The sequence below is a fragment of the Tepidibacter aestuarii genome (genome assembly GCF_934924865.1).
GTDB lineage: Bacteria > Bacillota > Clostridia > Peptostreptococcales > Peptostreptococcaceae > Tepidibacter_A > Tepidibacter_A aestuarii.
In genome coordinates, this window is sequence record NZ_OW235315.1 from 440,212 (window position 1) to 465,648 (window position 25,437).

Here is a 25,437-nt window from a genome sequence, read left to right on the forward strand (position 1 = left end):
GTAATTTAGTAGAAATTGAAAGAAATTCAATTTCACTACATTATGATTATAAAAAAAGTGGAATAGATTATAGCTTGGGTGAATCTTACCTTATGAGTGAAGGACATTATGTTTTAGCCACTGAAGAATAAATTCAAGCATGGACAAATGCATAATTTTATAAAGTTAAGGTTTAATAAATATAAAATGACGCTTGTTAACAAGCGTCATTTTGATTTATTGATTATTCTTCATAACGTAAAACATATTCTTTTTCGTTTATTTCATATATTTTTTCAATTTCATTAGAAATTAAATTATCAATTTTATCATTATAACAAAACTTAGAACATATGCCGCAGTTAGAGCTTAACTTTCTTGGGACAGGCATTAGTTCACTTTTAATATTATTTTTCTTACAGAATCTATCGAATTTAATGGCTCCTGAATGGGTAAAAAATATTGCTATATATTCATTCATTGTATTACCTCGCTCTATTTTTGGGCATTTATAATATAATCTTCTTCGATTTCTTTTACTTCATACTTATATCCTGAGCTTTTTAAGAACCTAGATATATTATTTACTGCAGTATTATCATCTGCAACGATTTCAATTTCTTTTGGATTAGAACTTACAGCATTTTTTGTTATAAGAACAGGTTGAGGACAAGACATACCTCTTACATCAACTTTAACCACTTTTAAGCAACTCCTTTACCTTTAGATTTTAGATTAACCATATCAGAATTTAAGTAAGATATTAGGCCAACAACTAAAAGACAAACTATAACAGCTATTTTGCCGTTAGGAGAAGGTCCTTTAGGGCTTGCAGCTAAAGCAAAGTTGTGACAAATGGCAGCACCTATAAGCAGTCCCATAACTGTAATTGCTGAATCTGTATTACCTTCACCAGATAAAATTAATTGTCTCATAGGGCATCCACCTAGTAATACACTAGACCATCCACATAAAACCATTCCTAAGAAGTTCCAAAGTCCATCGGAATGAGCAATAGGTTGAGCTTCAAACCCTATGTTAAAGTATCCTAAAGCAATATTTCCTATTAATGCAAATACAAGTATAGCTATAAATCCAGATATTAAATATGTATCTTTAAATAATATTAAATCTCTTATTCCACCTACCATACAAAGTCTAGTTCTTTGAGATAAAATACCAACTATTAATCCACAAGCTAAAGCAATAAGAGCTGGTGCGTGCATAGCTCCAGGTCCTTCTTCACTAAAGAATATAAAGCTTGGAGCTGATATTAGTAAAATTACTAAGAATATATTCATTATAGGGAATATATAACCTTCTGATTTAGGTAATTTATAATTTCTTTTAAGAGAAAATCCTTTGTTTAATGAAGCAATACCTAAAATAATACCAAAAGTAAAACCTATAATTCCAACTATAGCATTTAAATCCCCTCCTGCAAGTCTTAAAACCATTCTAAGAGGACATCCTAAAAACATTAGAGCTCCTATCATTACAGTAACACCTAAGGTAAATCTAATAAATGGAGAAGATCCACCTTTAACATTGAATTCTTTTTTCAAACTAGCTACTGCGAAAGAACCTAAAACTAGTCCCATAACTTCAGGTCTTAAATACTGAACAACTGCAGCTCTATGAAAACCAAGTCCTCCTGAGATATCTCTTACAAAACATGCTATACAAAAACCCATGTTTTTTGGATTTCCAAGTTTAACTAGAAGTACAGCGATAATACCAACAATGGCACCTGTAAATATAATACCTTTTTTTGACTCCATTCTACGAAACCTCCTTAAATGTAATATATTGCAAACATGATTTTATCAGAATATTGAAATAAAGTTAAATAGAAAAAATGTATAATTTGTCATAAATATATAATAATTTTCTATTATTGTAAAAATAAGTAATGTTATAAAATAAAGGTATATTAAACATAGGAGGGATATATATGAAATCAGTATATTTAGACAATGCAGCAACTTCTTTTCCAAAAGCTATAGGTGTTTCAAAAAGTATTCTAAATTACTTAGATAATATAGGTTGTAATGTAAATAGAGGAGCTTATAGTTCTTCATTTGAAGCAGAAAATATAGTATTTGAAACTAGAGAATTAATTTGTAAGTTATTTAACTTTGATAAAGAAGAAAATGTAGTTTTTACAAAAAACGTAACAGAGAGTTTAAATGTATTAATAAAAGGATTAATAAAAAAAGGAGATCATATAATAGTATCTTCTATGGAGCACAACGCTGTTATGAGACCTATTAATTCATTAACGAAACAAGGTGTAGAATTTTGTAGGGTACAGTGTAGTGTATTTGGAGAATTAAATGCTAGTGATTTAATAAAAAATATAAAGCCCAATACAAAGGCCGTTATTATGACACATGCTTCTAATGTATGTGGAACAATATTAAATCTTGAAGAAATAGGTAAGATTTGCAGAGATAATAATATATTTTTCATTATAGATTCTGCTCAAACAGCTGGATTTTTAAATGTAGATTATAAAAAGTTAAATGCTGATGCTATAGCTTTTACAGGACATAAATCACTTTTAGGACCACAGGGAATAGGAGGATTTGTTGTAAGTGATAAATTAGTAGATGAAATGAGTACTTTTATAGAAGGAGGAACAGGAAGCTTATCAGAACATGAAATTCAACCAGATTATATGCCGGATAAATTCGAGGCAGGTACTTTGAATATTCCTGGAATATATGGACTTAATGCTTCTTTGAAATATTTGTTTGAAGAAGGAATAGATTCAATAAGAGAAAAAGAATTAAATCTTTTAAATGTATTTTTAGAAAAAGTTAATAATATAGAAAATATAAGGGTAATAGGGAAAAGCGGAATAGAGGGAAGAACAGCTTTAGTTTCTATAGATTTTAAAGAGTATGATAATGCAGCTATATCATATAAGCTTTATGAAGATTTTGGTATTATGACAAGATGCGGACTTCATTGTGCTCCTTTTGCACATAAAACTTTAGGAACTTTTCCTGATGGCACAGTAAGATTCAGCTTTAGTCATTTTAATACTATTGATGAAGTTAATTACACTATTAATAGTATAGTTAAGTGCTTAAAATAGATGTAAAAAACTTATTTATAACAAATAAAAAAACTCTATCACGATGATTGATAGCATAGAGTTTTTTTATAACAAAAATATACAATTTGGTTATATAATAAGCATGACGTTACTTTAGATGAAGTGAGTTGTACATAATATCGAGTTAGAAAGATAACTATTAAAGGGGGACAAGACTATGAAAAAGAAAATTTTAGCATTGTTATTAATGATGATCCTTGCTGTATCTGTAGTAGGATGTGGATCAAATGAGGTACAAGAAAATACAGGAGAAGAAAAGACGTATCAGTACTATACCGCAGAACAGGTTAAAGAAGCAATTGAAAATGGTGATGATATAACACTTGTGGATATACAGGTTGAAGAAGAGTGGAATGCGCATCATATAAAAGGAGCTATATCTACAAAAGCCTATCCAGTTAAAACTGATGAAGAAAGAGCTAAGGTTGATGCTGTAATACCTAAACTTGAAGGAGATAATCCGATAATAGTAGTGTGTCCAGGAGGTAAAGGTGGAGCTCAAAGAACTATAGACCATCTTATTAAAAGTGGTGTAAAGGCTGAAAGACTTTTCATACTTGAAAATGGTCAAGGTGGATGGCCTTATGATGAGCTTTTAGAAAAATAGAAAAGAAATGTAATTGTAAAAAAATTCAAAATAATATATAATAAAGGAAATACTATTGTAAAGGAGGATTAAGAATGAAGATTATGGCTTATAGTTGTTCAGTTTCAAAAAATGGCGTATCTCTTTTTTACGGGAGAAGTGCGTTCATTGTTAAGAAACTACGAGTATAAGGTCGTAATTTTTTAATCCTTATATAAAGACGCACACTCCTAATTATCGATGTTTAACAATACAAAATTAGGAGTGATTTTTTATGCAAAAAAATATTAAATTAAGTTACGTATACAACTTTTTCTTTAGTTTTAATATAACATCAGCTATTTGGGTACTATACCTAAGCTTCAAAGGACTTACCTTGGTAGAAATAGGTTTATTAGAATCTATATTTCATTTAACTAGCTTTTTATGTGAAATTCCAACTGGAGCTATTGCAGATATATATGGACGAAAAACAAGTATTATAATAAGTAGAATTTTTAGCTTTATATCAACAGTTCTTATGATTTGTTCAGATAGTTTTACTGGGTATGCTTTTAGTTTTGTATTTTCAGCTTTATCGTATAACCTACATTCTGGAGCAGCAGAATCTATAATATACGATAGCATGAAGCTTTTGAATAAAGAAGGTGAATACAAAAAGACGTACGGATCAATATCCTTTTACATGGAAATCGCAAGAGGATTGGCTATATTACTTGGAGGAATACTTTCTGACTTTAGATTTGTGTATGCGTATGGTTTAGCCTTGTTTATAGATATATTTGCATTAAGTAGTGCGACATTTTATGTTGAACCTAATATAGAGCATAAGAGTCACAATGAAAATGTATTTATACATCAATTAAAAGAAAGCTTTAAGATATTAAAGGAAAGAAAAATAGCTCTATATTTGATTTTATTTTACGCTTTTATATCTACGATAGATACTACAGTATACTTTTATTGTCAAAAGCACTTTGAGAATATGAGTATATCTAGAACTTCAATAGCTATTATCTATGGAGTAACCAATGTATTAGGAGCTATAAGCTCTAAGTATGCTTATGTTGTAGAGAAAAGATTAAATAAGAAAACTATTATTACAATGCTTTGTATTGCAAATATTTTTATACTAATTGGATTCTCAGTATTTAAAGGATATTTTTCTATTATAATCTTTTTATTATCTTGTATGATAAGTGGATTTACGATACCTATTTTTAGTGATTATATAAACTCTTTAATCCCATCACAATATAGAGCAACTATACTATCATTTGATTCTGTATGTTTTAGCATATTTATGCTAGTATTATTCCCGATTGTTGGATTGATGGCTCAAAGTTTTGGAATAGCAACGGCATTTGGAATTATAGGGGGAGTACTTATACCTATAGTTGGGATTATAGTTTATAAGATGAAAGATTAAAAGTTATTAATTATATAGCGACGGAATTTTGATGAATTCCGCCGCTATAATATTGACATAAAAATTCAAATATGATATATAAAAGATAGGAGTTATCACTCGACAACTTAGAGTGCTAACAAAATGATTATATACATAAGGGTGAAAGGAGAGATAAATTTGGAAACTAAACAATTCAAAGCAGAATCTAAGAGATTACTAGATCTTATGATCAACTCAATTTATACTCACAGGGAGATTTTTTTAAGAGAGCTTATTTCGAATTCGAGTGATGCTATAGATAAGATATACTACAAGGCATTGACTGATGATAATATAACATTTAATAAAGGCGACTACTATATAAGCATAGATGTTGACAAGGACAATAGAGTAGTTAAAATATCAGATACTGGTATTGGAATGGATAAAGATGAACTTGAAAATAATCTAGGGGTTATAGCTAAGAGTGGATCATTACAGTTCAAAAAGGATAATGAAATAAAAGATGGACATGATATAATAGGTCAATTTGGAGTAGGTTTTTACTCAGCATTTTTAGTAGCTGATAGTGTAACTGTTGTAAGTAAATCTTTTGGGTCTGATGAAGCTTATAAGTGGGAGTCTAAAGGGGTGGAAGGTTACACTATAGAAGAATGTACTAAAGATAGTGTAGGAACAGAAATTACACTTAAGATAAAAGAAAATACAGAAGATGAAGATTTTGATAAGTATTTAGAAGAGTATACAATAAGATCTATAATCAAGAAATACTCTGATTTTATAAGATACCCAATTAAGATGGATGTAACTACTAAAAAGCCTAAAGAAGGAACTGAAGGTGAATTCGAAGACGTTGTACAAGAAGAAACTATAAATAGCATGGTTCCTATATGGAGAAAGAATAAGAATGAGCTTAAAGATGAAGACTATCAAAACTTTTATGCAGAAAAGCATTATGGATTTGATAAGCCTCTAAAGCATGTTCACCTTAGTGTTGATGGTATGATAAGATATAATGCTATCTTATATATTCCAGAGAAAACTCCATTTGATTTTTATACTAAAGAGTATGAAAAAGGTTTAGAGCTTTATTCGAGCGGAGTTATGATTATGGAAAAATGCTCTGATTTACTTCCAGATTATTTTGGATTTGTAAAAGGTATAGTAGACTCTGAAGATTTATCTTTAAATATATCAAGAGAAATACTACAACATGATAGACAATTAAAGTCTATTGCTAAGAATATAAAGAATAAAATAAAGAATGAGTTAAAGAACTTATTAAAGAATGAAAGAGAAAAGTATGAGAAGTTCTATGAATCATTTGGAAGACACTTAAAGTATGGGGTTTATAGTGATTTTGGAGCTAATAAAGAAGTACTTCAAGATTTACTTATGTTCTATTCATCAAAAGAGAAGAAGATGGTTACTTTAGATGAATATGTATCTAGAATGCCTGAGGATCAAAAGTATATATACTATGCTGCTGGAGAGTCTATTGATAGAATTGATAAACTACCACAAACTGATCTTATAAAGGATAAAGGATATGAAATACTTTACTTTACAGATGATGTAGATGAATTTGCTATAAGAGTTCTTATGAATTATAAAGAAAAAGAGTTCAAGTCTGTATCTAGTAAAGATTTAGGAATAGAATCAGATGATAGTGAAACTTCAGTTGATGAGAATGAAAACAAAGATTTATTTAACTTTATGAAAGAATCTTTAGCTGATAAGGTTAAGTATGTTAAAGCATCTAAGAGACTTAAGAAGCATCCTGTATGCTTATCAAATGAAGGGGATCTTAGTATAGAAATGGAAAAAATACTAAATGCTATGCCTGAGAGCCAAGGTGTAAAAGCGGATAAGGTATTAGAGATAAATGTAAATCACGATATATTTAAATCTTTAAAAGATGCTTATGAAAATGACAAAGATAAGTTTAAGTTATATACAGGATTACTTTACAACCAAGCTCTTCTTATAGAAGGACTTCCTATAGAAGATCCTGTAGAGTTTACTAATAACATGTGTAAGATAATGAAATAGATATGATAAAATAATAAACTCCTTGAATTTTATTCAAGGAGTTTATTATTTTATCCGAAAGTTAATTGACATTATATATTTTTTTTAATACAATAATATCATAAAACGATATCGTAGTTCGATATCGAAATGAATTATACAAGGAGAGAAAAATGAAAGATAAGATATTAAGAAAATTGTTTTTAGGTTTTATGCAAATACATATACTTCATCATGCTAAAGAAAAGCCTATATACGGAACATGGATTATGGAAGAATTGCAAGAGCATGGATATAAGACTAGTCCAGGGACCTTATATCCTATGTTAAATAGAATGGAAAAAGAAGGTCTATTATTAAAAACAGAAGAAAATGTTGACGGGAGAATAATAAAGTTTTATACGACAACAAAACTAGGAGAAGAAATTTTAGATGAAGCAAAAGAGAAAGCAGGTGAACTATTTGGGGAAATAGAAGAAAAGGGTGATGACGTTGATTAAATTTAAAAATATAAATTTAAGATTTGATGATAAGGTTATATTTGAAAATTTTAATATGGATGTTATGGACGGGGAAAAAATACTTTTAAAATCTCCTTCAGGTAAAGGAAAATCAACATTACTTAAATTACTTTTGGGATTTCACAAGATAAACTCAGGAGAAATATTATTTGATTCTAGGAAATTAGAGAAGAATAATCTTGTGTATTTTAGAACTAACATAGCTTATTTAAGTCAAGATGTTGAATTAAGAAATCAAAATATTTGGGACTTAATTGTTGAGGTCTTTTCTTATAAACATAATAAGAATATAAAAATTACTAAAGAGAAGTTTTTAGATGTTGCAAATTATTTTGATCTACCAAAAGATATCATAAAAAAGGAAGCAAGAGAGCTTTCAGGCGGAGAAAGACAAAGATTAGGTCTTGTTATATGTATATTATTAGATAGAAAAGTATGGCTTTTAGATGAAGTAACTTCTGGACTTGATAAAGATATGAAGCAAAGAGTAGTAGACTATGTTTTAAAGCTGGATAAGACAGTTTTAATAGTTTCACATGATAATATTTGGAGTGAAAATAATATCGTCAGAATAGAGGAGTGGTAAATAATGAATGTACATGAAATTTCTTATTTATCTATAGCCAGCTTAGTTTTTTTTATAATCCCAATTATTCTAATAAACAATAAGTTGGGTATTAATATAAATAAAAAAATGTTTTTTTCTATAGGCAGAATGGTAATACAGCTTACTTTAGTTGGGGTGTTTTTGCAATACCTTTTTGATATTAATAATCCTTATTTAAATTTTTCTTATTTAGTTTTTATGATATTTATTGCTAGTTTTTCAACAGTTAAATCTTGTGGTTTGAATATAAAAAAGTTCATCATTCCATTATTTTCATCATTTATAATTCCAAATATAATTGTATTAATGTTTTTTAATGTTTTTGTTATAAGAACGGAGAATGTGTTTAATGCTCAATATATGATTACTATTGCAGGAATGTTATTAGGTAATAATTTAAGCGGTAATATTATATGTATAAACAATTTTCACAATAGTATAAGAGAAAATAAAGAAGAGTATTATTATTTTTTAAGTATTAGTGGAAATAAGATAGAAGCTTTGAAACCATATTTTAAAAATGCTGTTTTATCTTCTGTAAATCCTACAATAGCGTCTATAGAAACAATAGGATTGGTGTCTTTGCCAGGAATGATGACAGGACAGATTTTAGGTGGGGCAATACCATTAACAGCAATAAAGTACCAGATAGCTATAATGATAGCTATTTTAATAGTAAGGTATTTTGGATCTATTTTAGCATTAATTCTTACTGGTTTAAAAATGTTTGATGAATATGATATTTTAACAATTAGATAAAAGAAAAATATAAGTATAGAAATAGAAGCTATTTCTATACTTATATTTGATTAATAATTTATACTATCTAAAATACCTCTTAACTTATCAGATGATTTTTTTAAGTTATTCATTTCTTCATCTTCTAGATTAAGATCTAATTTCTTACTAACTCCGTGTCTATTTACTATTGTAGGAATACTTAGTGCAACATCTGAAAGACTGTACTCTCCATTTAGAACACTTGAGACCGTTAAAACAGAGTTCTCATTTCTAAGTATAGCTTCTACAATTCTTCTTGTTGCTAGTGATATTCCATATTGAGTAACACCTTTTCTTTTTAGAATTTCATATCCTGCATCTCTTACTTGTTCAAATATTTTTTGAGTATTAATATCACAGCTATTTATACAAAGAGGGCAGGATTTGTCAATTCTAGATCCAGCTACATTAGTAAGACTCCAAACTGCAACCTCACTATCACCGTGTTCTCCTATTATATAGCCATGTACATTTCTAGTATCTATGTTAAATTTATTGCTAAGTAAATATCTAAATCTTGAGCTGTCAAGCACAGTACCTGTACCAATTACTTTGTTTTTGTCATAATTTACACTTTTTACTGCTACATAAGTTAGTACATCAACAGGGTTTGTTGCTATTATGATTAAGGCATCTTCTGTATATTTAACTATTTCTTTCATTGTATTCTCTATGATTTTACTGTTTTTATTAGCAAGATCAAGCCTAGTTTCACCAGGTTGTATACTAGGACCCGCTGTAATTATTATAATATCTGCATCTTTACAATCAGAGTAATCTCCAACTCTTATCTCCATCGGCTTTACAAAAGATACACCATGATTTAAATCCATGGCTTCTCCCTCTGCCTTTTCTTTATTTATATCAATAAGAACTATCTCAGATATTAAACTAGAGTGCATCAAAGTAAAAGCTGTAGTAGAACCTACAAATCCGGTACCTATAATAATAACTTTATTAGTTTGTTTATTCATAAATATCTTCCCTTCTAAATTATACGTATGGTTTTAGTATATATTTTATTTGGAATTTTATTTATGAAGGTTAAACTTTTTTGACTATTTCATCTTACCGCCTTATCTATAATTCCTCCACCTAAACATTTTTCTCCTTGGTAAAAGACAACAAATTGACCTTCTGTAATAGCTTTAGCTGGGTGATTAAATTCTACTGTACAACTACCATCAGATTTGGGATGTACGATTACTCCTACATCTCTTTGTCTGTATCTAAACTTAGCAGTACATTCAAAAGAATCATTTGGAATTTCTCCACTTATCCAGTTTATATCATTAGAAACTAATCCACTAAAGAATAACTTAGGATTCTTATCTCCTTGAACTACATATAATATGTTATTTTTTATATCTTTCTCAGCAACAAACCAAGGCTCATCTGTACCTATTCCGCCAATACCAATTCCTTTTCTTTGACCGATAGTATAATGCATAAGGCCATGATGATTCCCAAGGACTTTTCCATCATAAGTCATGATTTTCCCTGGTTGGGCTGGCAGATACCTACTTAGGAATTCATCAAAATCTCTTTCACCAATAAAACATATACCTGTGCTATCTTTCTTTTTAGCAGTTGCAAGATTAGCTTCAACAGCAAGTTTTCTTACTTTGTCTTTAGTTAAATGACCTATGGGAAACATAGCCTTAGATAATTGATATTGATTTAAACCACATAAGAAATAAGTTTGATCCTTATTAGGATCAGCTCCACGTAAAAGAGTATATTTACCATCATTAAAATCAACTTGTGCATAATGACCCATGGCGATATAATCTGCTTCTAATTTTAATGCATAATCTAAAAAGGCCTTGAACTTTATTTCTTTATTACAAAGAACATCTGGATTGGGAGTTCTACCGTTTTTATATTCTTTCAAGAAATATTCAAATACATTATCCCAATATTTTTTAACAAAGTTTACTGTATAGTATGGAATGCCTATTTGATTGCATACTTTTTGAACATCTTCATAATCTGTAGTTGTAGTACAAACTCCTTCATCATCTTCTTCATGCCAATTTTTCATAAACAATCCTATTACATCATAACCCTGTTTTTTTAATAATAAAGCAGCTACCGAAGAATCTACTCCTCCAGACATACCTAATATTATTTTTGTATTTTCAGGAGATTTTTCCATATATATCACCTTTCTATTCTATTTATTAATAATGTTTCGTTTTACTTGTTATATACTAATATTCTTTGGAATTTTTATAGAATATAAACGGGTATTATGAAAAAATCAAAATTAAGAACTAATATTATGAAAGAGAATGTTTATTTTAAGAACTAATTATATAGAGCTAGAAATTTTTCATCATTATTCATAGATTTCAACTGGAGTTTTTAATTTAGCATATTTCCAAAGTGTTTTAATATCTTTATCAGATAATGCTATACATCCCCAAGTCCAGTCTGAAGAACTTCCACCACCGTGTATTCCAACTTCTCCTCCAAGCAGAGTTTTCCAAGGTGGTCGTACTTTGTTTATATTTGCTTCTTCGATTTTTTTAAATGTATCTTGGTCTATAAGACCACTGTCTAATCCTCTTTTAGCATCCTCGATATTAGGATAACTTAGTCCTAAGAAAAGAGTAAATCTACTTTTATCATTTCTAGTACAAACATAATATTTTCCAACAGGTGTTTTTCTATCTCCTTCTTTATTCTTATCACCTACAGGAGCAGAACCAAGACCTATATTAAATTTATCAACTAATTGACCATCAGCATATAATTCTAATACTCTTTCTTTTTTGAATATCTTTATTAAAGTATTTTGTGGATCAACTTCAATTTCTTCAAAAGTATCTCTAGAATTCGTTAATAAATATGCTGATAAAGCAGAAAAGATAAAACCAAATACTAATAACATTCCTGTAAATTTGTTCATTTTAAAAAATTTCATAAATACTTTATCTCCTCCTATTACAATTATTTACAAAAAAAAGATTGATTTAATGTTAAATTGTATTATACCACTTAGGAAAAAATTAAAAAAGGTTTCATTATTACCTTTTTATGGTTCTTTTTAATATTTTTTTTCAAGATATATGAATGTAAAATAATACTAAGCAATGATACATTTTGATTAAAAAATATATATAAAATAGAAAACGGAGGTAATAATTATGAAAAAAGGAATGAGTTTAGCTTTAGGACTTACTATGGCTTTGAGTTTATCAGTTAATGCATTTGCTGAATCATCTTACACAGTTAAGAGTGGAGATGTACTATGGAAAATTGCAAATAAACATGATACAACATGGCAGGAGTTAGCAAAAATAAACAAACTTAAGAATCCAAATCTGATTTTCCCTGGTCAAATAATAAAGATTAATACTAATGAAGAAGCAAAAACTGAGGTTAAAGAAGTTAAGAATAATAAAGAGATGAAAAATTCAGAAAAAGTAGTAGCAGTATTAAATAGTATTGAAACAGGTGATACATCAGCAATTGCATATATTAATCCAGAAAAGTATATTCAACATAATTTATCTGCTGGAGATGGATTAGCAGGTTTTGGAGAATTACTTAGCAAGCTTCCTAAAGGAAGTGCATCAGTAGATGTAGTTAGAGTATTTGAAGATGGAGATTATGTTATAACTCAGACAGATTATAACTTCTTTGGACCAAAAGTTGGGTTTGATATATTTAGATTTGAAAATGGCTTAATAGTAGAGCATTGGGATAATTTAGCTGAAAAAAGTGTAAATCCTAATCCAAGTGGAAGAACACAACTTGATGGAGAAACTAAAGTTACTGATTTAGAGAATACAGATAAAAATAAAGCATTAGTTAAAGACTTTGTTAATAACGTATTAGTAGAAGGTAAATATGAAACAATGGGACAATATTTTGATGGAGATAACTATATCCAACATAATACTCAAATTACAGACGGGTTATCAGGTTTAGGCCAAGCTATAGAAGCCATGGCTAAGCAAGGAATTAATATGGTATATGAGAAAAATCATATGATACTAGGTCAAGGTAATTTTGTTTTATCAGTAAGTGAAGGAACTTTCGGAGGACAGAAGGTAGCATACTATGATTTATTTAGAGTTGAAAATGGAAAAATAGCAGAGCATTGGGATGTAATCGAAAATATTCCTAATAAAGAAGAGTGGAAAAATAATAGCGGTAAATTCTAGTTTCAATAAAAATTTAATCTAATATAAAAAAGCAAGTAGATTGTTAACAATCTACTTGCTTTTTTATATTAGATAATACCCCTTGATAATTAAATATTCAATTGATATTATTTAAATAGATGAGATAGATATCTAATAAAAAGACATAATTTGAGGAGTAGATATGGATACAATCAAGAGAATTGAATTTTATAAAAACAAAAATAAGAACTTTGATTTTGAGATTATACGATTAAAAGATTTTTTTGGAGATAAATACATAAAATATATTACTCATATTCATAGACTTAATTTCTATAATATATTGTGTATAACTTCAGGGAAAAGTCAGCATGAAATTGACTTTAAACTATATCCTTATAAAGCAGGCGATATTCTGCTGATATCTAAAAATCAAGTACAACGATTTTATCCAAAAGGAGATATTGATGGGTATTTAATATTATTTACAGATACTTTTTTATATCGTCATCTACATTCAAATATATCTGAGTTTTTAGAGCCTTTTCAATCTACTTATCTTCATCCTATTGTAAAATTTGATAATAATAGTGATGGGTTTGAACGAATTCAATTGGATACACTATATAAATACTATATTGATAAAAACAATGTGTTAAAGCCTGAAATTTTAAAATCTCATCTAAGAACATTGATGTTGTTGATTAAAAGAAATAGTTTAGAAAATCAAAATAATATAGATGCTCACACTTACGAAAAGTTTATTACATTTATGAATTTAGTTGAAGATAATTTTAAACATAAAAAGACGGTTCAAGAATATGCAGATCTTATGTATGTTTCAAAGAAAACTGTGAACTCAATTACTAGAAAGGCAGTTGATTTATCTGCGAAACAATTTATAATTGATCGTGTTATTTTGGAGATTAAAAGATACCTTTCACAAGGAGATTTAACAGTTAATGAGATAGCTGAAATTACTGGGTTTGATGAACCTTCAAACTTAACAAAATTCTTTAAACGTTATGAAGGATTGACTCCATCTGAGTTTAGGAAAAAACAGCAAATATATATTTAACATTGAATGGCACCTTAATATTAAGGTGCCATTTTTACAGTTTTTGAATCCGAATTTACCTGTCGAATTATAGAAAATAAGAATACAATTAATTACACACGATGAATTGCTAAGGGGTGAGATTATGGAACTTGGTTGGATAGTATTGATACCAGTAGTATTAGCTATTGTTTTAGCCTTTACTACTAAAAATGTTTTCGTTGCATTATTATCCGGTATCATTTCGGCAGGTATTATTATTGATATTCAAGATAGTCAATTATTTTCTGGATTAAACAGCATATATAAGGTATTTCAAGATGAGTGGGCAGCAAAATCCATATTATTTTGTTTAATGATTGGTGCATTTGTTTATGTTATTGAGGCATCTGGCGGTGTTCATGGCATGGTAATTTTACTAACAGAGCGTAAGAAAATGATTAAGTCAAAACTAGGAGCGGAATTAGTGGCTTATATAATAGGTTTATTGATGTTTATTGATGGAACAAGCTCTATTGTAATATCAGGAGTTGCTTCACGTCCTTTGTTTGACAGATTTAATGTTTCAAGGGCAAAACTGGCTTATATTACCGATTCAACATCATCGCCGATAGCTTGGTTAGTTCCGTTTAATGGAGCGGGAGCATTTTTAATGGCGATGGTTAGCAGCCAAGTTTCTCTAGGTTTTATAGATGCAGATCCAATGAATTTAATAATAGCAGCAATGCCTTATCAATTTTATGGAATTGTATCAATATTGATTGTTGGAATAACAATTTTATTAAAGAAAGATTTTAATGATATAGAAGCAGAACTGGGAATCGAAACATTTAAAATTAAAGAGAATGATATTACTGGGAGTTATGATAGTAAAAATATTAAGCCAAATGCGAGTAACATGTTAGTACCATTGATTATATTGGTTGGAAGTATATTTGGAATATTAATGATTACAGGTAATGGCAATTTACTAAAAGGTGATGGATCTTCAAGCATATACATTGGTGTACTTATTACATTAATTTCAACAGGAATTTACTATTTGATAAAGGGAGTAACATCTATTGATAACTATGCTAAATGGGTAATGAATGGGATGGCTAGTTATCTTGAGATAACAGTTATTCTAACATTAGCATTTGCTTTAAGTAGCTTGGTTGGTCAATTAGGGACTGGAGCATATATAGCTGGCGTTAGTGATAGTGTTAGCAAATCGTTGATTCCATTCATTATATTTATTCTAGGGATGTTTATGTCATTTGCAACAGGTACAAGTGGTGGAACTGTGTCAGTATTAATTCCAGTTGCAGTGCCATTAGCAGCAGCACTTGGGGTAAATATGCCATTGGTATTAGGTGCTATTATTTCTGGAGCGGTATTTGGAGATCATTGTTCACCAATATCAGATTCTACAATATTGGCATCAATGATTGCTGAAATAGATGTTATGTCTCATGTAAAAACACAAATGCCATATGCACTTATATCTGCTGTTATAGCGAGTATTGGATTTTTAACAATTGGAATAATTGGATAAAATATATTATAAGGGGGGTTTAATAATGAATATGAATGAAATATATGAGTATATTGATAAAATAGGATGCGTTTCTTTTTCAACAATAGATAATGGATATGTACAATCTAGGATTGCACATTTTTTCGCATTTGATGATGAGGGGTTATACTTTAGAACAATGACTATTAAACCATTTTATCATCAACTAAAGACAAGTAAAAATGTAACTGTTTCTGGTATGTATCCATCAACACAGCTATTAGGTCATAATGATAAGGGAGTACCTGATTTTGTAGCTGGATATACTTTGAGGATTACGGGAGATATTAAAGAATTAACTATGGAAGAAGTAACATTAAAAGCCGAAACCAATCCAGATTTTAAAACGGCAGTATATGATATTAATAAATACCCTGCAACAAGATGCTTTTGCATATACAAAGGAAAGGGAGAAGTTTTTGACTATGATTTTAAGTCAGAAAAACGTGATCATAAGCTGTTAAGAACAAGATTTTCCTTTGGTGGAATGACTTATAATAATGCAGGATGCTCTATTAATGATAAGTGTGTAGAGTGCGGAAAATGTTATGAAGTATGTACATTTAAAGCAGTAGAAAAGGGATCACCATATAAAATTAAAGGAGAGCGCTGTGATGAATGTGGTTCATGTTATGTAGCCTGTCCAGTGGGAGCTATCGAAAAGCCATTAACTTTTTAAAATAAATAAAGTAGATTGATTTCAAAGAGAAGAGTAATGATATTATTATTCTTCTCTTTTTTGTATATATTATATGATTTCTACAACTGTTCCAATTGGAACTAAATTAGAAAGTTCAAGAACATCTTTATTATACATTCTTATACAACCATTAGATACAGCCTTTCCTATAGAAGAAGGATTGTTTGTGCCGTGAATACCGTAATGTGGTTTACTGAGACCAAGCCATCTTACACCAAAAGGGCCGCCAGGGTTGATTGCTTTATTTACAATTGTAAATGTTCCTTTTGGGGTAGGGGTCGAAGGTTTTCCTACAGCTATAAGGTATGATTTGAACCATTTACCATCTTGATATAAAGTAAGTCTTCGTTGAGCTGTGTTGACATTTATTTTATAATTTGGAGCTCTAAATGAAAAGAAAAACATTATTGCCACCACCTTATTTTATATACTAAAGGATTATAAAATTTTTATTCTGTGTATAACATTGATGGAAGAGCTAAACTTGCAACTAGACGAATTTTTTACATTTAATTTATTATATGGGTTTTTTAGATAATTAGCTAATTAATAAAAACTTATTTGACAGAGATACAACTTTGATGATAATATGAAGTTGTTTGTTATTGAGATATAAAAAATAAAATGGGGTGGTAATAGTGGGTGATAAAATCTTAAAAATAGGAGAATCTATTGTTCAACATGGAAAAGAAAATGATCGCATTTATTTAATGAAACTTCATAAAAGTGATTTACCAAATATTATTTCTAAATTAGATGAGATGTCAAAAAAATTTTTTTATACTAAAATCTTTGCTAAAGTACCTTCTTATGCAACAAAGTTTTTTTTAAACAAGAACTATATAATAGAGGCACATATTCCTAAATTTTATAAAGGAAAAGAAGATGCATTTTTTATGGCAAAATATTTTTGTAAGGATAGAGAAGCAAAAAAAAATAAAGGAAAGATTAATAAAATATTAAAAACAGCAATACAAAAAGATGATTATAAAAAATTTTCTGGTTTGAATAAAGAATTTAATTATAGAAAATGTAGATTAGAAGATGCAGCTGATATGGCTAGATTATATGATAAAGTTTTTGAAACTTATCCATTCCCAATTAAAGATCCAAACTACATTAAAGAAACTATGAATGAAAATGTTGAATATTTTGGAATATGGCATAAAGGGAATATTATTGCCTTAGCATCTTGTGAAATGGATCTAAAAAATCTAAATGTAGAAATGACAGATTTTGCAACCTTACCAGAATATAGAGGTAATAAATTTGCTTTATTTCTTTTAAATAAAATGGAGCAGTCTATGAGAAAAAGAGGTATAAAAACAGCTTATACAATAGCTCGTTCTATTTCTTATGCAATGAATATTACATTTTCAAAATTAGGATATATTTATACAGGTACATTAACAAAAAATACTAATATATCAGGAGATTTAGAAACAATGAATGTTTGGTATAAATCTCTTAATCAAGAAGAAAATGATATGGAATGTGTAATATAAGTTTTTATTAATTTATTTTAGGGGGGATTAGATGGTTATAAACGAAAAATTAGAATTATTTAAAAATGTTACAGATAAAGAATGGAATGACTGGAAATGGCAAGTTAAAAACAGAATTGAAAGTGTAGATGAATTGAAAAAATATATTAACTTAACATCAGAGGAAGAAAAGGGAGCTAGACAGTGTTTAAAAAGCTTGAGGATGTCTATAACTCCTTATTATTTATCACAAATTAATTTAAATGATAAAGATGATCCAATAAGAAAGCAAGCAATTCCTACTTCTTTAGAATTACAAAAGTCAAAATCAGATCTTTTAGATCCACTCCACGAAGATGAAGATTCACCTATTCCAGGACTTACTCACCGATATCCAGATAGAGCACTTTTATTAGTTACAGATCAATGCTCAATGTACTGTAGACACTGCACTAGAAGAAGATTTGCAGGACAAAAGGATTCCGCTCTTCCTATGAATCAAATAGACAATGCAATAGATTATATTAAAAATACTTCACAAATTAGAGATGTGCTTATATCAGGAGGAGACCCACTATTACTATCTGATGAAAAATTAGAATATATAATTAAAAGGTTAAGAGAAATACCGCATGTTCAAATTATAAGAATAGGAAGTAGAGTACCTGTAGTTATGCCTCAGAGGATAACTAAGGACTTTGTAGATATGCTTAAAAAATACCATCCTATCTGGCTAAATACTCACTTCAATCATCCTAATGAAATAACACCAGACTCCAAAAAGGCATGTGAAATGCTTTCAAATGCAGGTATTCCTGTTGGAAACCAATCTGTTCTTTTAAAAGGAGTAAATGACTGTGTTCATGTAATGAAAAAACTTGTAAATGAACTAGTAAATATAAGGGTTAGACCTTATTATATATATCAGTGTGATCTTTCAATGGGACTTAAGCACTTTAGAACAACTGTATCTAAAGGAATTGAAATAATTGAAGGATTAAGAGGACATACATCAGGATACTGCGTTCCTACATTTGTAGTTGATGCTCCAGGAGGGGGAGGCAAGATTCCTGTAATGCCAAACTATGTAGTTTCTCAAAGTCATAATAAAGTTATACTAAGAAATTTTGAAGGAGTAATCACAACATACAAAGAGCCCGATAATTATAATCCTCAGTGCAGCTGTGAAATTTGTAAAGGTGAAAAAGAAGAATCGCTTTTAGGTGTTTCAGGGTTACTTAATAATCAAAAAATGACAATAGAACCAAAAGACTTAGAAAGAAAAATAAGAGCAAAAAAGCCTGTTTAAATATATAAAAAAAGAAACCCTCTATAGTAAGCTACTAAAAAAAGAGGGTTTCTTTGATGAAGTTAAAATTAAGTATTGCTTTAGAATTTTTTTGGATTTGTTCTATGCAGCTCTATAGAATAATCTAAAATTATATTGAAAATATTATAATAAGAAATATAAAAATAATATAAAAGAAATTTTACAACAAACAACTTGTATGATATAATAAAGTTGTTAGAATTGATGTGTTGTTATTTCTGGAAGTTTTCACAATGCTTATATAGACTTGAATAATATTTTCATATATAGTTTTATGAATTTTGAAAGTTAATATTCTTAAAGCCTATATTGTTCATTATGAGCAATATTTTATAGTGTATAGAAAAATATTTGTTTGCGCAGATATATATTTATTTTGCGCTTTTTATTATGTTAAAAAAAGGAGGTACAAATATTGATTAAATTTGAAAATGTAAAAAAAGCTTTTGAAAAAAATGTAGTAATTGAAAATTTAAATTTAGAAATAAAAGAAGGCGAATTTGTTGTATTAATTGGAGAAAGTGGATGCGGTAAAACTACAACAATGAAAATGATTAACAAGCTTATAGAGTCTACTGACGGAAAGATATATATAAATGGCAAAGATATATCTAAGGTTAATCCTATCGAACTTCGTAAAAATATTGGATATGTAATACAAAAGGTTGGTCTATTCCCTCACATGACTGTAGGTGAAAATATAGAATTAGTTCCTTTACTAAAACATTGGGATATTGAGAGAAGAAATAAAAGATCAAAAGAACTTTTAGATTTAGTGGGACTTCCATCTAATGAATATTACGATAGATATCCTCACGAACTAAGTGGAGGACAGCAGCAAAGAATAGGTATTGCTAGAGCACTTGCTGTTAATCCTGATATTATATTAATGGACGAGCCATTTTCAGCACTTGATCCAATTACAAGAGAACAGTTACAAGATGAAATGACTAGATTACAAGAAGAGTTAGGTAAAACAATTGTACTAGTATCTCATGATATGGATGAAGCTATAAAACTTGCAGACAAAATAGCAGTAATGGATAATGGTAAAGTAATTCAATTCGATTCTCCAGAAGAAATTTTAATTAATCCAGTTAATGAATTTGTAGAAAATTTCGTTGGAAAAGATCGTCTATGGAGACAACCAGAATTATTACTAGCTAAAGATATAATGATAAAAGATTATCCAAAAGTTTTACTGAGCAGAACTCCAGCCCAAGCTATAGAAAAAATGAAAGAAAAGAAGTTAGAGTTTTTAACTGTTGTAAATAAACAAGGTAATTATGAAGGGTATGTTACGATAAAAGAATTAAAAGATAAAGCATCTAAAGTAAAAATGAAAGATATAAAAAATACAAGTATTGAACCTGTTCATGAAGATTTAAATATGGTTGAAGTTATTAATATTATGAAGAACAAGCATGTTAAATTTCTTCCTGTAGTAAATAGTGAAAACATAGTTAAAGGAGTAATTACAAAGAGCAGTTTATTAAATGTTATATCAGATTTAATTATTACAGATTAACAAAGGAGTTGATATTAATTGATTTTAGATTATATGTTAAATAATATGGGATTAGTTATACAAAAATTAATAGAACATATGCAAATTACTTTGATTGCGGTACTATTTGCTGTTGTTGTAGGAGTACCTTTAGGTATTATTGTATCGAGGAGTAAAAAATTAGGAAAATTAATATTGGGAGTAGCTAATGTATTTCAGACAATTCCTAGTTTAGCTTTGTTTGGATTCATTATACCATTACCTATAATAGGAGGAATAGGTTATAAGCCTGCAGTAATCGTGTTATTTTTATATGCACTTCTTCCTATAATAAAAAACACATATATAGGAATTAACAGTATAGATAATGCAGTTATTGAATCTGCTAGAGGTATGGGAATGACTTCTAGACAAATTTTACTTATGGTAACACTTCCTTTGGCGTTTCCTATAATTATGGGAGGTATTAGGGTTGCTACTGTTATCAATATAGGAACAGCAACTATAGCTTCATTAATAGGTGCTGGAGGACTAGGAGATTTTATTTTTAGAGGAATATCTATGAGTGATACAGGGATAATTTTAGCAGGAGCTGTTCCTACTACAGTTTTAGCTTTATCTGTAGATTTTATATTGGGATTAGTAGAAAATAAATTACCAGTTAGTACTATAGGACATGTAATAACAAATAAAAAAATAATGAAAAGAGCTTTAGTTGCTACTCTTATACCTATAATTGCTATAGGAAGTATATCTTACATCAAATCAATGGAATCAGATGAAGTCATTAGGATTGGAACTAAAAATTATACGGAATCTCGTTTAATGGGAGAGTTGCTATCTGTATATATTGAAAATAATACAGATTTGAAAACTGAAATATCTGAATTAGGTGGGACACTACCTACTTTTAAAGCCATTCAATCAAAAAATATTGATATGTATGTAGAATATACAGGAACAGCATATACTACAATACTTAAAAAGACAGGTGATATACCTTCATCTCAAGAAGTATACGATACTGTAAAGAAAGAATATAATGAACAATTTGGATTGACTTGGTTAAATCCTTTAGGATTTAATAACACTTATACTTTATCAGTAAAAAAAGAAATTTCTCAAAAATACAATTTAAAAACTTTTTCTGATTTGACAAATTACTCTGATAAGTTCATTTTAGGTGCAACAGCAGAGATTTTAGAACGTCCAGATGGTTTTCCTGGTTTAAAAGAATTATATAATTTTAATTTTAAGGACATAAAAGCATTAGATCCAGGACTTCGTTATAATGCTATTGAAGATAATTCGGTTCAAGTCATAGATGCTTTTTCTACAGATGGTAAATTGCAAGAATTAGGTCTTGTGGTATTAAAAGATGATAAAGATTATTTTCCACCATATTATGCTGTACCTTTAGTTAATAATAAAACTTTAGAAGAAAATAGTGAAATTAGACCACTTTTAGAAAAGTTGGAAAATATTTTAAATGATGAAGAAATGCAAAAATTAAATTATAGAGCAGATGTTAAAAAAGAAGATTTAAATTCAATAGCTACAGATTTCTTAAAAAGTAAAAATTTAATTAAATAATTCAATATAACTTTAAAAAAGTCCTTACCAGTAAATGGAAAGGACTTTTTTATATATAAGAAATTTGGGCATTGGATTGCAAATTTAGAATATTTTGTTAGCTGTAAGGTTAACATTTATATGAATAGGAATATTATTTTATGATTGAACTGTATATATTTAAACAATAACCATCGTGGAAAATATTTACAAATATAAATAATAGGGAAGGAATGTATGAGGCATGATGAGAGGTATAAGGGTTTTTAGTGACGATATCAAAAAGGAGCTTCGTAATTCTTTATCAAATATATTTGCATTTAATAAACATAAATATCTTAATGAACGTGATATTATTAAATATTGGAATGAAAAAGATGAAATTGAATCTCAAAATCCTTATTTATTTTGGGACGAAGCTCATAAGTGCATAGTTGCAGTTATTTATTCCTATGAAAACAAAGAACAACTATTAGGTGGGGTTTTGCTAGATGTTATTCAAAGACCTGAGCAGCTAGATATAGATTTCGGAAATTGTTTTTGTAGGGTTTTTAATGAGGATATACGAACAATTTCAAATACACATACACATTCTGACCTTTGGTTTGCACTTAGGCCAACACAGTTTCAAAGAGCAATTGCTAAATTTTCCACATTCATAACTACACCTATGGTAAAGTGGATGCAAATAGTTGAAAGTAGTACAGCTCTTAGTTATGAAGGAAATCCATTTACGTATTGTTTATTTATGATTAATGAAGAAAAATGGATAGAAAAAGCTTTGAGGGATAGATTTGTAAAATTTGCAGAATCTATTAAGTTAGAAAAAGGACTACTATCAGAAAAATGGGTAAGGTCTGCTGTAGATGTGAATAGGGTTGGTTTGGTTGGTTTAGGCCATGAAGGAGATTTGATTGGAATATTTAATATACCATCAGAAACTGAAGATAGAGACAGTTTGAGTTTTGCACCACATGAAAGCATGAGAGCAATACGTCACTTTTTAGTACCTGGTACTGCACTGTTTATTACTACAGCTAATGGAGATATATATATAATGCTTCCAAATGGTGCTATTTTTCATAAAACACAGGGTAGGTGGCATTATTTAAATTATATACATGTGCATAATATATTATCAACACTATTTGATGAAGAGTTTGCATATTCATTACTTAGATTATCTCTTGATTTGAGTTTTGAGAGGCATGGTGCATTAATTATTATACCTGATAAAAATCAATTTATAGAAAAAATGGTTCCTGATCATGTTAAGAAAGAAAAAGTTAATAAAGATGTACGTAATTCAGTTAAAGGATTAAATGTAAATATATTAATGCATAGGCAAATAATAATGGCTGCAGCGAAAATTGATGGAGCACTTGTTCTTTCAAAAGAAGGAATAGTTTTAGATGTAGCATGCATGGTTGCCGAACCTAGAAAAGAGGATATGAGTTTATTTGGTATAAATAATTTAAGGCGTTTTTCTGGGGCTAGAAGTACGGCAGCATGGAATTCAAGTATATATGGAACTTCAATTAAAATCTCAGAAGATGGGCCTATAACCATATATAATAAAGGAAAATTATTGGTTAAAATCGGTTAAATAATGTAACTAATATTTTTAAATCATCTTCCACAAGGAATTAGTGAAGTTAGAATTATTGAAATTGAAGGATTAGACCTTAAAGTAGATGGAGGAACTCATATGAAGAATACTATTGAGGTTGGAAAAATAAGAGTTGTAGATTATAAAAGTAAATGTAAAATTAATAAAAGAATATATATTGAGTTAGAAGATTAATTTATAGGTGGTAGAAAACTATATAAATAGAGGCTAAATAATGCCTCTATTTTTTTTATGCATATACAGAAGATGCATGTAAAAAAACTACAATAATAGTACAGTATAAAATAAATTGTATACAAAAAATAATTAATATTTAAAATGAGTAATATTATACTATCTTGATTTATATAATATTTAAATATTAAGATTTTATCAAAATGAAAAGGGGGGATAATGATGAATATTACTAAGTTAGTTGATGTATATCGTGGTAGGAAAGTAGAGAGTTCTCATTTTGGACACGTAGTAGTTGTAAATTCAAATGGAAAACTATTGTATTCTGCTGGTGATCCTAATCGAATAACATATGCACGTTCTTCAATAAAGCCAATCCAAGTAATTCCTGTAATAGAAACTGGCACAGCAAATAAATATAGATTAAGTAATGATGAATTAGCATTAATGTGTGCATCACATAGTGGCGAACCTCAGCATACTAATAAGGTTTTAGAAATATTGGACAGAAATGGAATGGAAGAAAATATGTTAAAATGTGGAACTCATATCCCGCGAGGTAAGAATGTATATGAAAATTTAATTGTTAAAGGGAAAAAACTTACTCCTGTGTATAGTAATTGTTCAGGTAAACATACAGGAATGCTTTTAACAGCTAAACATATGGGAGAAACAATAGAAAATTATTATGAAATAAATCATCCTGTACAACAAAGAATCTTAAATGTCATTTCTCAAATGACTAGTTGTAGAATTGAAGATATTGAAATAGGTATAGATGGTTGTGGAGTACCAGTACATTCACTACCTCTTTATAATTTGGCTTATGCATTTGCTAGATTAGCATGTCCTGAAAATTTTGGATTAAAAAGAGCTAAAGCGTGTAAAAGAATTACTACAGCTATGACTGAGTATCCTGAAATGGTTGGTGGAACAGGACGATTCTGTACTGACTTTATGAAGGCCACTAATGGAAGATTCGTTGGAAAAGCAGGAGCTGAAGCAGTTTATGCAATTGGAGATAAAGATACAGGCATAGGAATTGCAATTAAAATTGAAGATGGAAATTTTAGAGCAGTATATCCTACTGCAGTTGAAGTATTAAAACAATTAAATATGATTAAAAAAGAAGAACTAGAAAAATTAAAAGATCATTATACACCAAAAATATATAACAACCGTAAAGAAGAAGTAGGAAAAATCATTACATCTTTTAATCTGCAAAAGCACTAGGTGCTTTGTATAAAATT

At 28.9% G+C, this 25,437-nt stretch carries 25 protein-coding genes; 18 read left to right on the forward strand and 7 right to left on the reverse strand.

The window, feature by feature from the left end; all coding sequences use genetic code 11:
* Window positions 1–223 precede the first annotated feature (223 nt).
* The 3 genes from M2214_RS02110 to yedE are packed head-to-tail and all read right to left on the reverse strand — an operon-like array spanning window position 224 to window position 1,760.
* The gene (locus M2214_RS02110; RefSeq protein ID WP_248482273.1) at window positions 224–460 is read right to left on the reverse strand and encodes a DUF3343 domain-containing protein; all 237 of its coding nucleotides are present in this window, start codon (window positions 458–460) and stop codon (window positions 224–226) included.
* A gap of 14 nt (window positions 461–474) precedes the next feature.
* Window positions 475–681 (reverse strand): sulfurtransferase TusA family protein, encoded by a 207-nt coding sequence (locus M2214_RS02115; RefSeq protein ID WP_248482275.1) that lies wholly within the window; start codon window positions 679–681, stop codon window positions 475–477.
* A 2-nt stretch (window positions 682–683) separates the two neighbouring features.
* Entirely contained in the window at window positions 684–1,760 is a 1,077-nt protein-coding gene (gene yedE / locus M2214_RS02120) for a YedE family putative selenium transporter (RefSeq protein ID WP_248482277.1), read from the reverse strand.
* A 173-nt stretch (window positions 1,761–1,933) separates the two neighbouring features.
* Between yedE and M2214_RS02125 the strand changes: the two genes are divergently transcribed.
* The 7 genes from M2214_RS02125 to M2214_RS02155 all read left to right on the forward strand — a co-directional run bounded on the left by M2214_RS02125 (window position 1,934) and on the right by M2214_RS02155 (window position 9,018).
* Window positions 1,934–3,082 (forward strand): aminotransferase class V-fold PLP-dependent enzyme, encoded by a 1,149-nt coding sequence (locus M2214_RS02125; protein ID WP_248482279.1) that lies wholly within the window; start codon window positions 1,934–1,936, stop codon window positions 3,080–3,082.
* Between the two features lie 178 nt (window positions 3,083–3,260).
* Window positions 3,261–3,710, forward strand: a complete 450-nt coding sequence (locus M2214_RS02130) for a rhodanese-like domain-containing protein (protein ID WP_248482281.1) — start codon at window positions 3,261–3,263, stop codon at window positions 3,708–3,710.
* A 253-nt stretch (window positions 3,711–3,963) separates the two neighbouring features.
* Entirely contained in the window at window positions 3,964–5,118 is a 1,155-nt protein-coding gene (locus M2214_RS02135) for an MFS transporter (RefSeq protein ID WP_248482283.1), read from the forward strand.
* Between the two features lie 159 nt (window positions 5,119–5,277).
* Window positions 5,278–7,152, forward strand: a complete 1,875-nt coding sequence (gene htpG, locus M2214_RS02140) for a molecular chaperone HtpG (RefSeq protein WP_248482285.1) — start codon at window positions 5,278–5,280, stop codon at window positions 7,150–7,152.
* A 152-nt stretch (window positions 7,153–7,304) separates the two neighbouring features.
* The gene (locus M2214_RS02145; RefSeq protein ID WP_248482287.1) at window positions 7,305–7,631 is read left to right on the forward strand and encodes a PadR family transcriptional regulator; all 327 of its coding nucleotides are present in this window, start codon (window positions 7,305–7,307) and stop codon (window positions 7,629–7,631) included.
* Complete coding sequence (locus M2214_RS02150; RefSeq protein WP_248482289.1) at window positions 7,624–8,238, forward strand: ABC transporter ATP-binding protein; 615 nt, start codon at window positions 7,624–7,626, stop codon at window positions 8,236–8,238. The genes M2214_RS02145 and M2214_RS02150 overlap by 8 nt, the downstream gene beginning before the upstream one ends.
* A 3-nt stretch (window positions 8,239–8,241) precedes the next feature.
* The gene (locus M2214_RS02155) at window positions 8,242–9,018 is read left to right on the forward strand and encodes an ABC transporter permease (protein WP_248482292.1); all 777 of its coding nucleotides are present in this window, start codon (window positions 8,242–8,244) and stop codon (window positions 9,016–9,018) included.
* Between the two features lie 50 nt (window positions 9,019–9,068).
* On the opposite strand, the gene M2214_RS02160 is transcribed toward M2214_RS02155, so the two are convergent.
* The 3 genes from M2214_RS02160 to M2214_RS02170 form a co-directional block, all read right to left on the reverse strand.
* Window positions 9,069–10,013, reverse strand: a complete 945-nt coding sequence (locus tag M2214_RS02160; RefSeq protein WP_248482294.1) for an L-lactate dehydrogenase — start codon at window positions 10,011–10,013, stop codon at window positions 9,069–9,071.
* 89 nt (window positions 10,014–10,102) lie between these two features.
* Window positions 10,103–11,197, reverse strand: coding sequence for a tRNA 2-thiouridine(34) synthase MnmA (gene mnmA, locus M2214_RS02165; RefSeq protein ID WP_248482302.1), 1,095 nt, complete (start codon window positions 11,195–11,197; stop codon window positions 10,103–10,105).
* 183 nt (window positions 11,198–11,380) lie between these two features.
* Complete coding sequence (locus M2214_RS02170) at window positions 11,381–11,968, reverse strand: L,D-transpeptidase family protein (RefSeq protein ID WP_248482311.1); 588 nt, start codon at window positions 11,966–11,968, stop codon at window positions 11,381–11,383.
* 223 nt (window positions 11,969–12,191) lie between these two features.
* Between M2214_RS02170 and M2214_RS02175 the strand changes: the two genes are divergently transcribed.
* From M2214_RS02175 to M2214_RS02190, 4 genes are all read left to right on the forward strand, one after another.
* On the forward strand, window positions 12,192–13,214 hold the full coding sequence (locus M2214_RS02175; RefSeq protein ID WP_248482313.1) for a LysM peptidoglycan-binding domain-containing protein: 1,023 nt from the start codon (window positions 12,192–12,194) through the stop codon (window positions 13,212–13,214).
* Window positions 13,215–13,377: 163 nt separating this feature from the next.
* Complete coding sequence (locus tag M2214_RS02180; protein ID WP_248482316.1) at window positions 13,378–14,253, forward strand: AraC family transcriptional regulator; 876 nt, start codon at window positions 13,378–13,380, stop codon at window positions 14,251–14,253.
* A gap of 124 nt (window positions 14,254–14,377) precedes the next feature.
* The gene (locus tag M2214_RS02185; protein WP_248482318.1) at window positions 14,378–15,769 is read left to right on the forward strand and encodes a Na+/H+ antiporter NhaC family protein; all 1,392 of its coding nucleotides are present in this window, start codon (window positions 14,378–14,380) and stop codon (window positions 15,767–15,769) included.
* A 25-nt stretch (window positions 15,770–15,794) separates the two neighbouring features.
* On the forward strand, window positions 15,795–16,469 hold the full coding sequence (locus M2214_RS02190) for a 4Fe-4S binding protein (RefSeq protein ID WP_248482320.1): 675 nt from the start codon (window positions 15,795–15,797) through the stop codon (window positions 16,467–16,469).
* Between the two features lie 69 nt (window positions 16,470–16,538).
* Here M2214_RS02190 and M2214_RS02195 read toward each other — a convergent pair whose 3' ends face one another.
* Window positions 16,539–16,895 (reverse strand): L,D-transpeptidase, encoded by a 357-nt coding sequence (locus M2214_RS02195; protein WP_248482322.1) that lies wholly within the window; start codon window positions 16,893–16,895, stop codon window positions 16,539–16,541.
* A gap of 233 nt (window positions 16,896–17,128) precedes the next feature.
* Here M2214_RS02195 and ablB point away from each other — a divergent pair, with 233 nt between their 5' ends.
* The 7 genes from ablB to M2214_RS02230 all read left to right on the forward strand — a co-directional run bounded on the left by ablB (window position 17,129) and on the right by M2214_RS02230 (window position 25,420).
* Window positions 17,129–17,995 (forward strand): putative beta-lysine N-acetyltransferase, encoded by an 867-nt coding sequence (gene ablB, locus M2214_RS02200; protein WP_248482324.1) that lies wholly within the window; start codon window positions 17,129–17,131, stop codon window positions 17,993–17,995.
* Window positions 17,996–18,026: 31 nt separating this feature from the next.
* Window positions 18,027–19,283: a lysine 2,3-aminomutase gene (gene kamA, locus M2214_RS02205; protein WP_248482339.1), complete on the forward strand. Its 1,257-nt coding sequence runs from the start codon at window positions 18,027–18,029 to the stop codon at window positions 19,281–19,283.
* A gap of 436 nt (window positions 19,284–19,719) precedes the next feature.
* Complete coding sequence (locus tag M2214_RS02210) at window positions 19,720–20,832, forward strand: betaine/proline/choline family ABC transporter ATP-binding protein (protein WP_248482341.1); 1,113 nt, start codon at window positions 19,720–19,722, stop codon at window positions 20,830–20,832.
* Between the two features lie 33 nt (window positions 20,833–20,865).
* Window positions 20,866–22,404 carry a glycine betaine ABC transporter substrate-binding protein gene (locus M2214_RS02215; RefSeq protein ID WP_248482343.1) on the forward strand — a complete coding sequence of 513 codons (1,539 nt, stop codon included), beginning with the start codon at window positions 20,866–20,868 and terminating at the stop codon, window positions 22,402–22,404.
* Between the two features lie 226 nt (window positions 22,405–22,630).
* On the forward strand, window positions 22,631–23,989 hold the full coding sequence (locus M2214_RS02220) for a diadenylate cyclase (RefSeq protein ID WP_248482352.1): 1,359 nt from the start codon (window positions 22,631–22,633) through the stop codon (window positions 23,987–23,989).
* Between the two features lie 57 nt (window positions 23,990–24,046).
* Entirely contained in the window at window positions 24,047–24,187 is a 141-nt protein-coding gene (locus M2214_RS02225) for a hypothetical protein (protein WP_256466719.1), read from the forward strand.
* Window positions 24,188–24,409: 222 nt separating this feature from the next.
* Entirely contained in the window at window positions 24,410–25,420 is a 1,011-nt protein-coding gene (locus M2214_RS02230) for an asparaginase (protein WP_248482360.1), read from the forward strand.
* The last annotated feature ends 17 nt before the right edge of the window (window positions 25,421–25,437 follow it).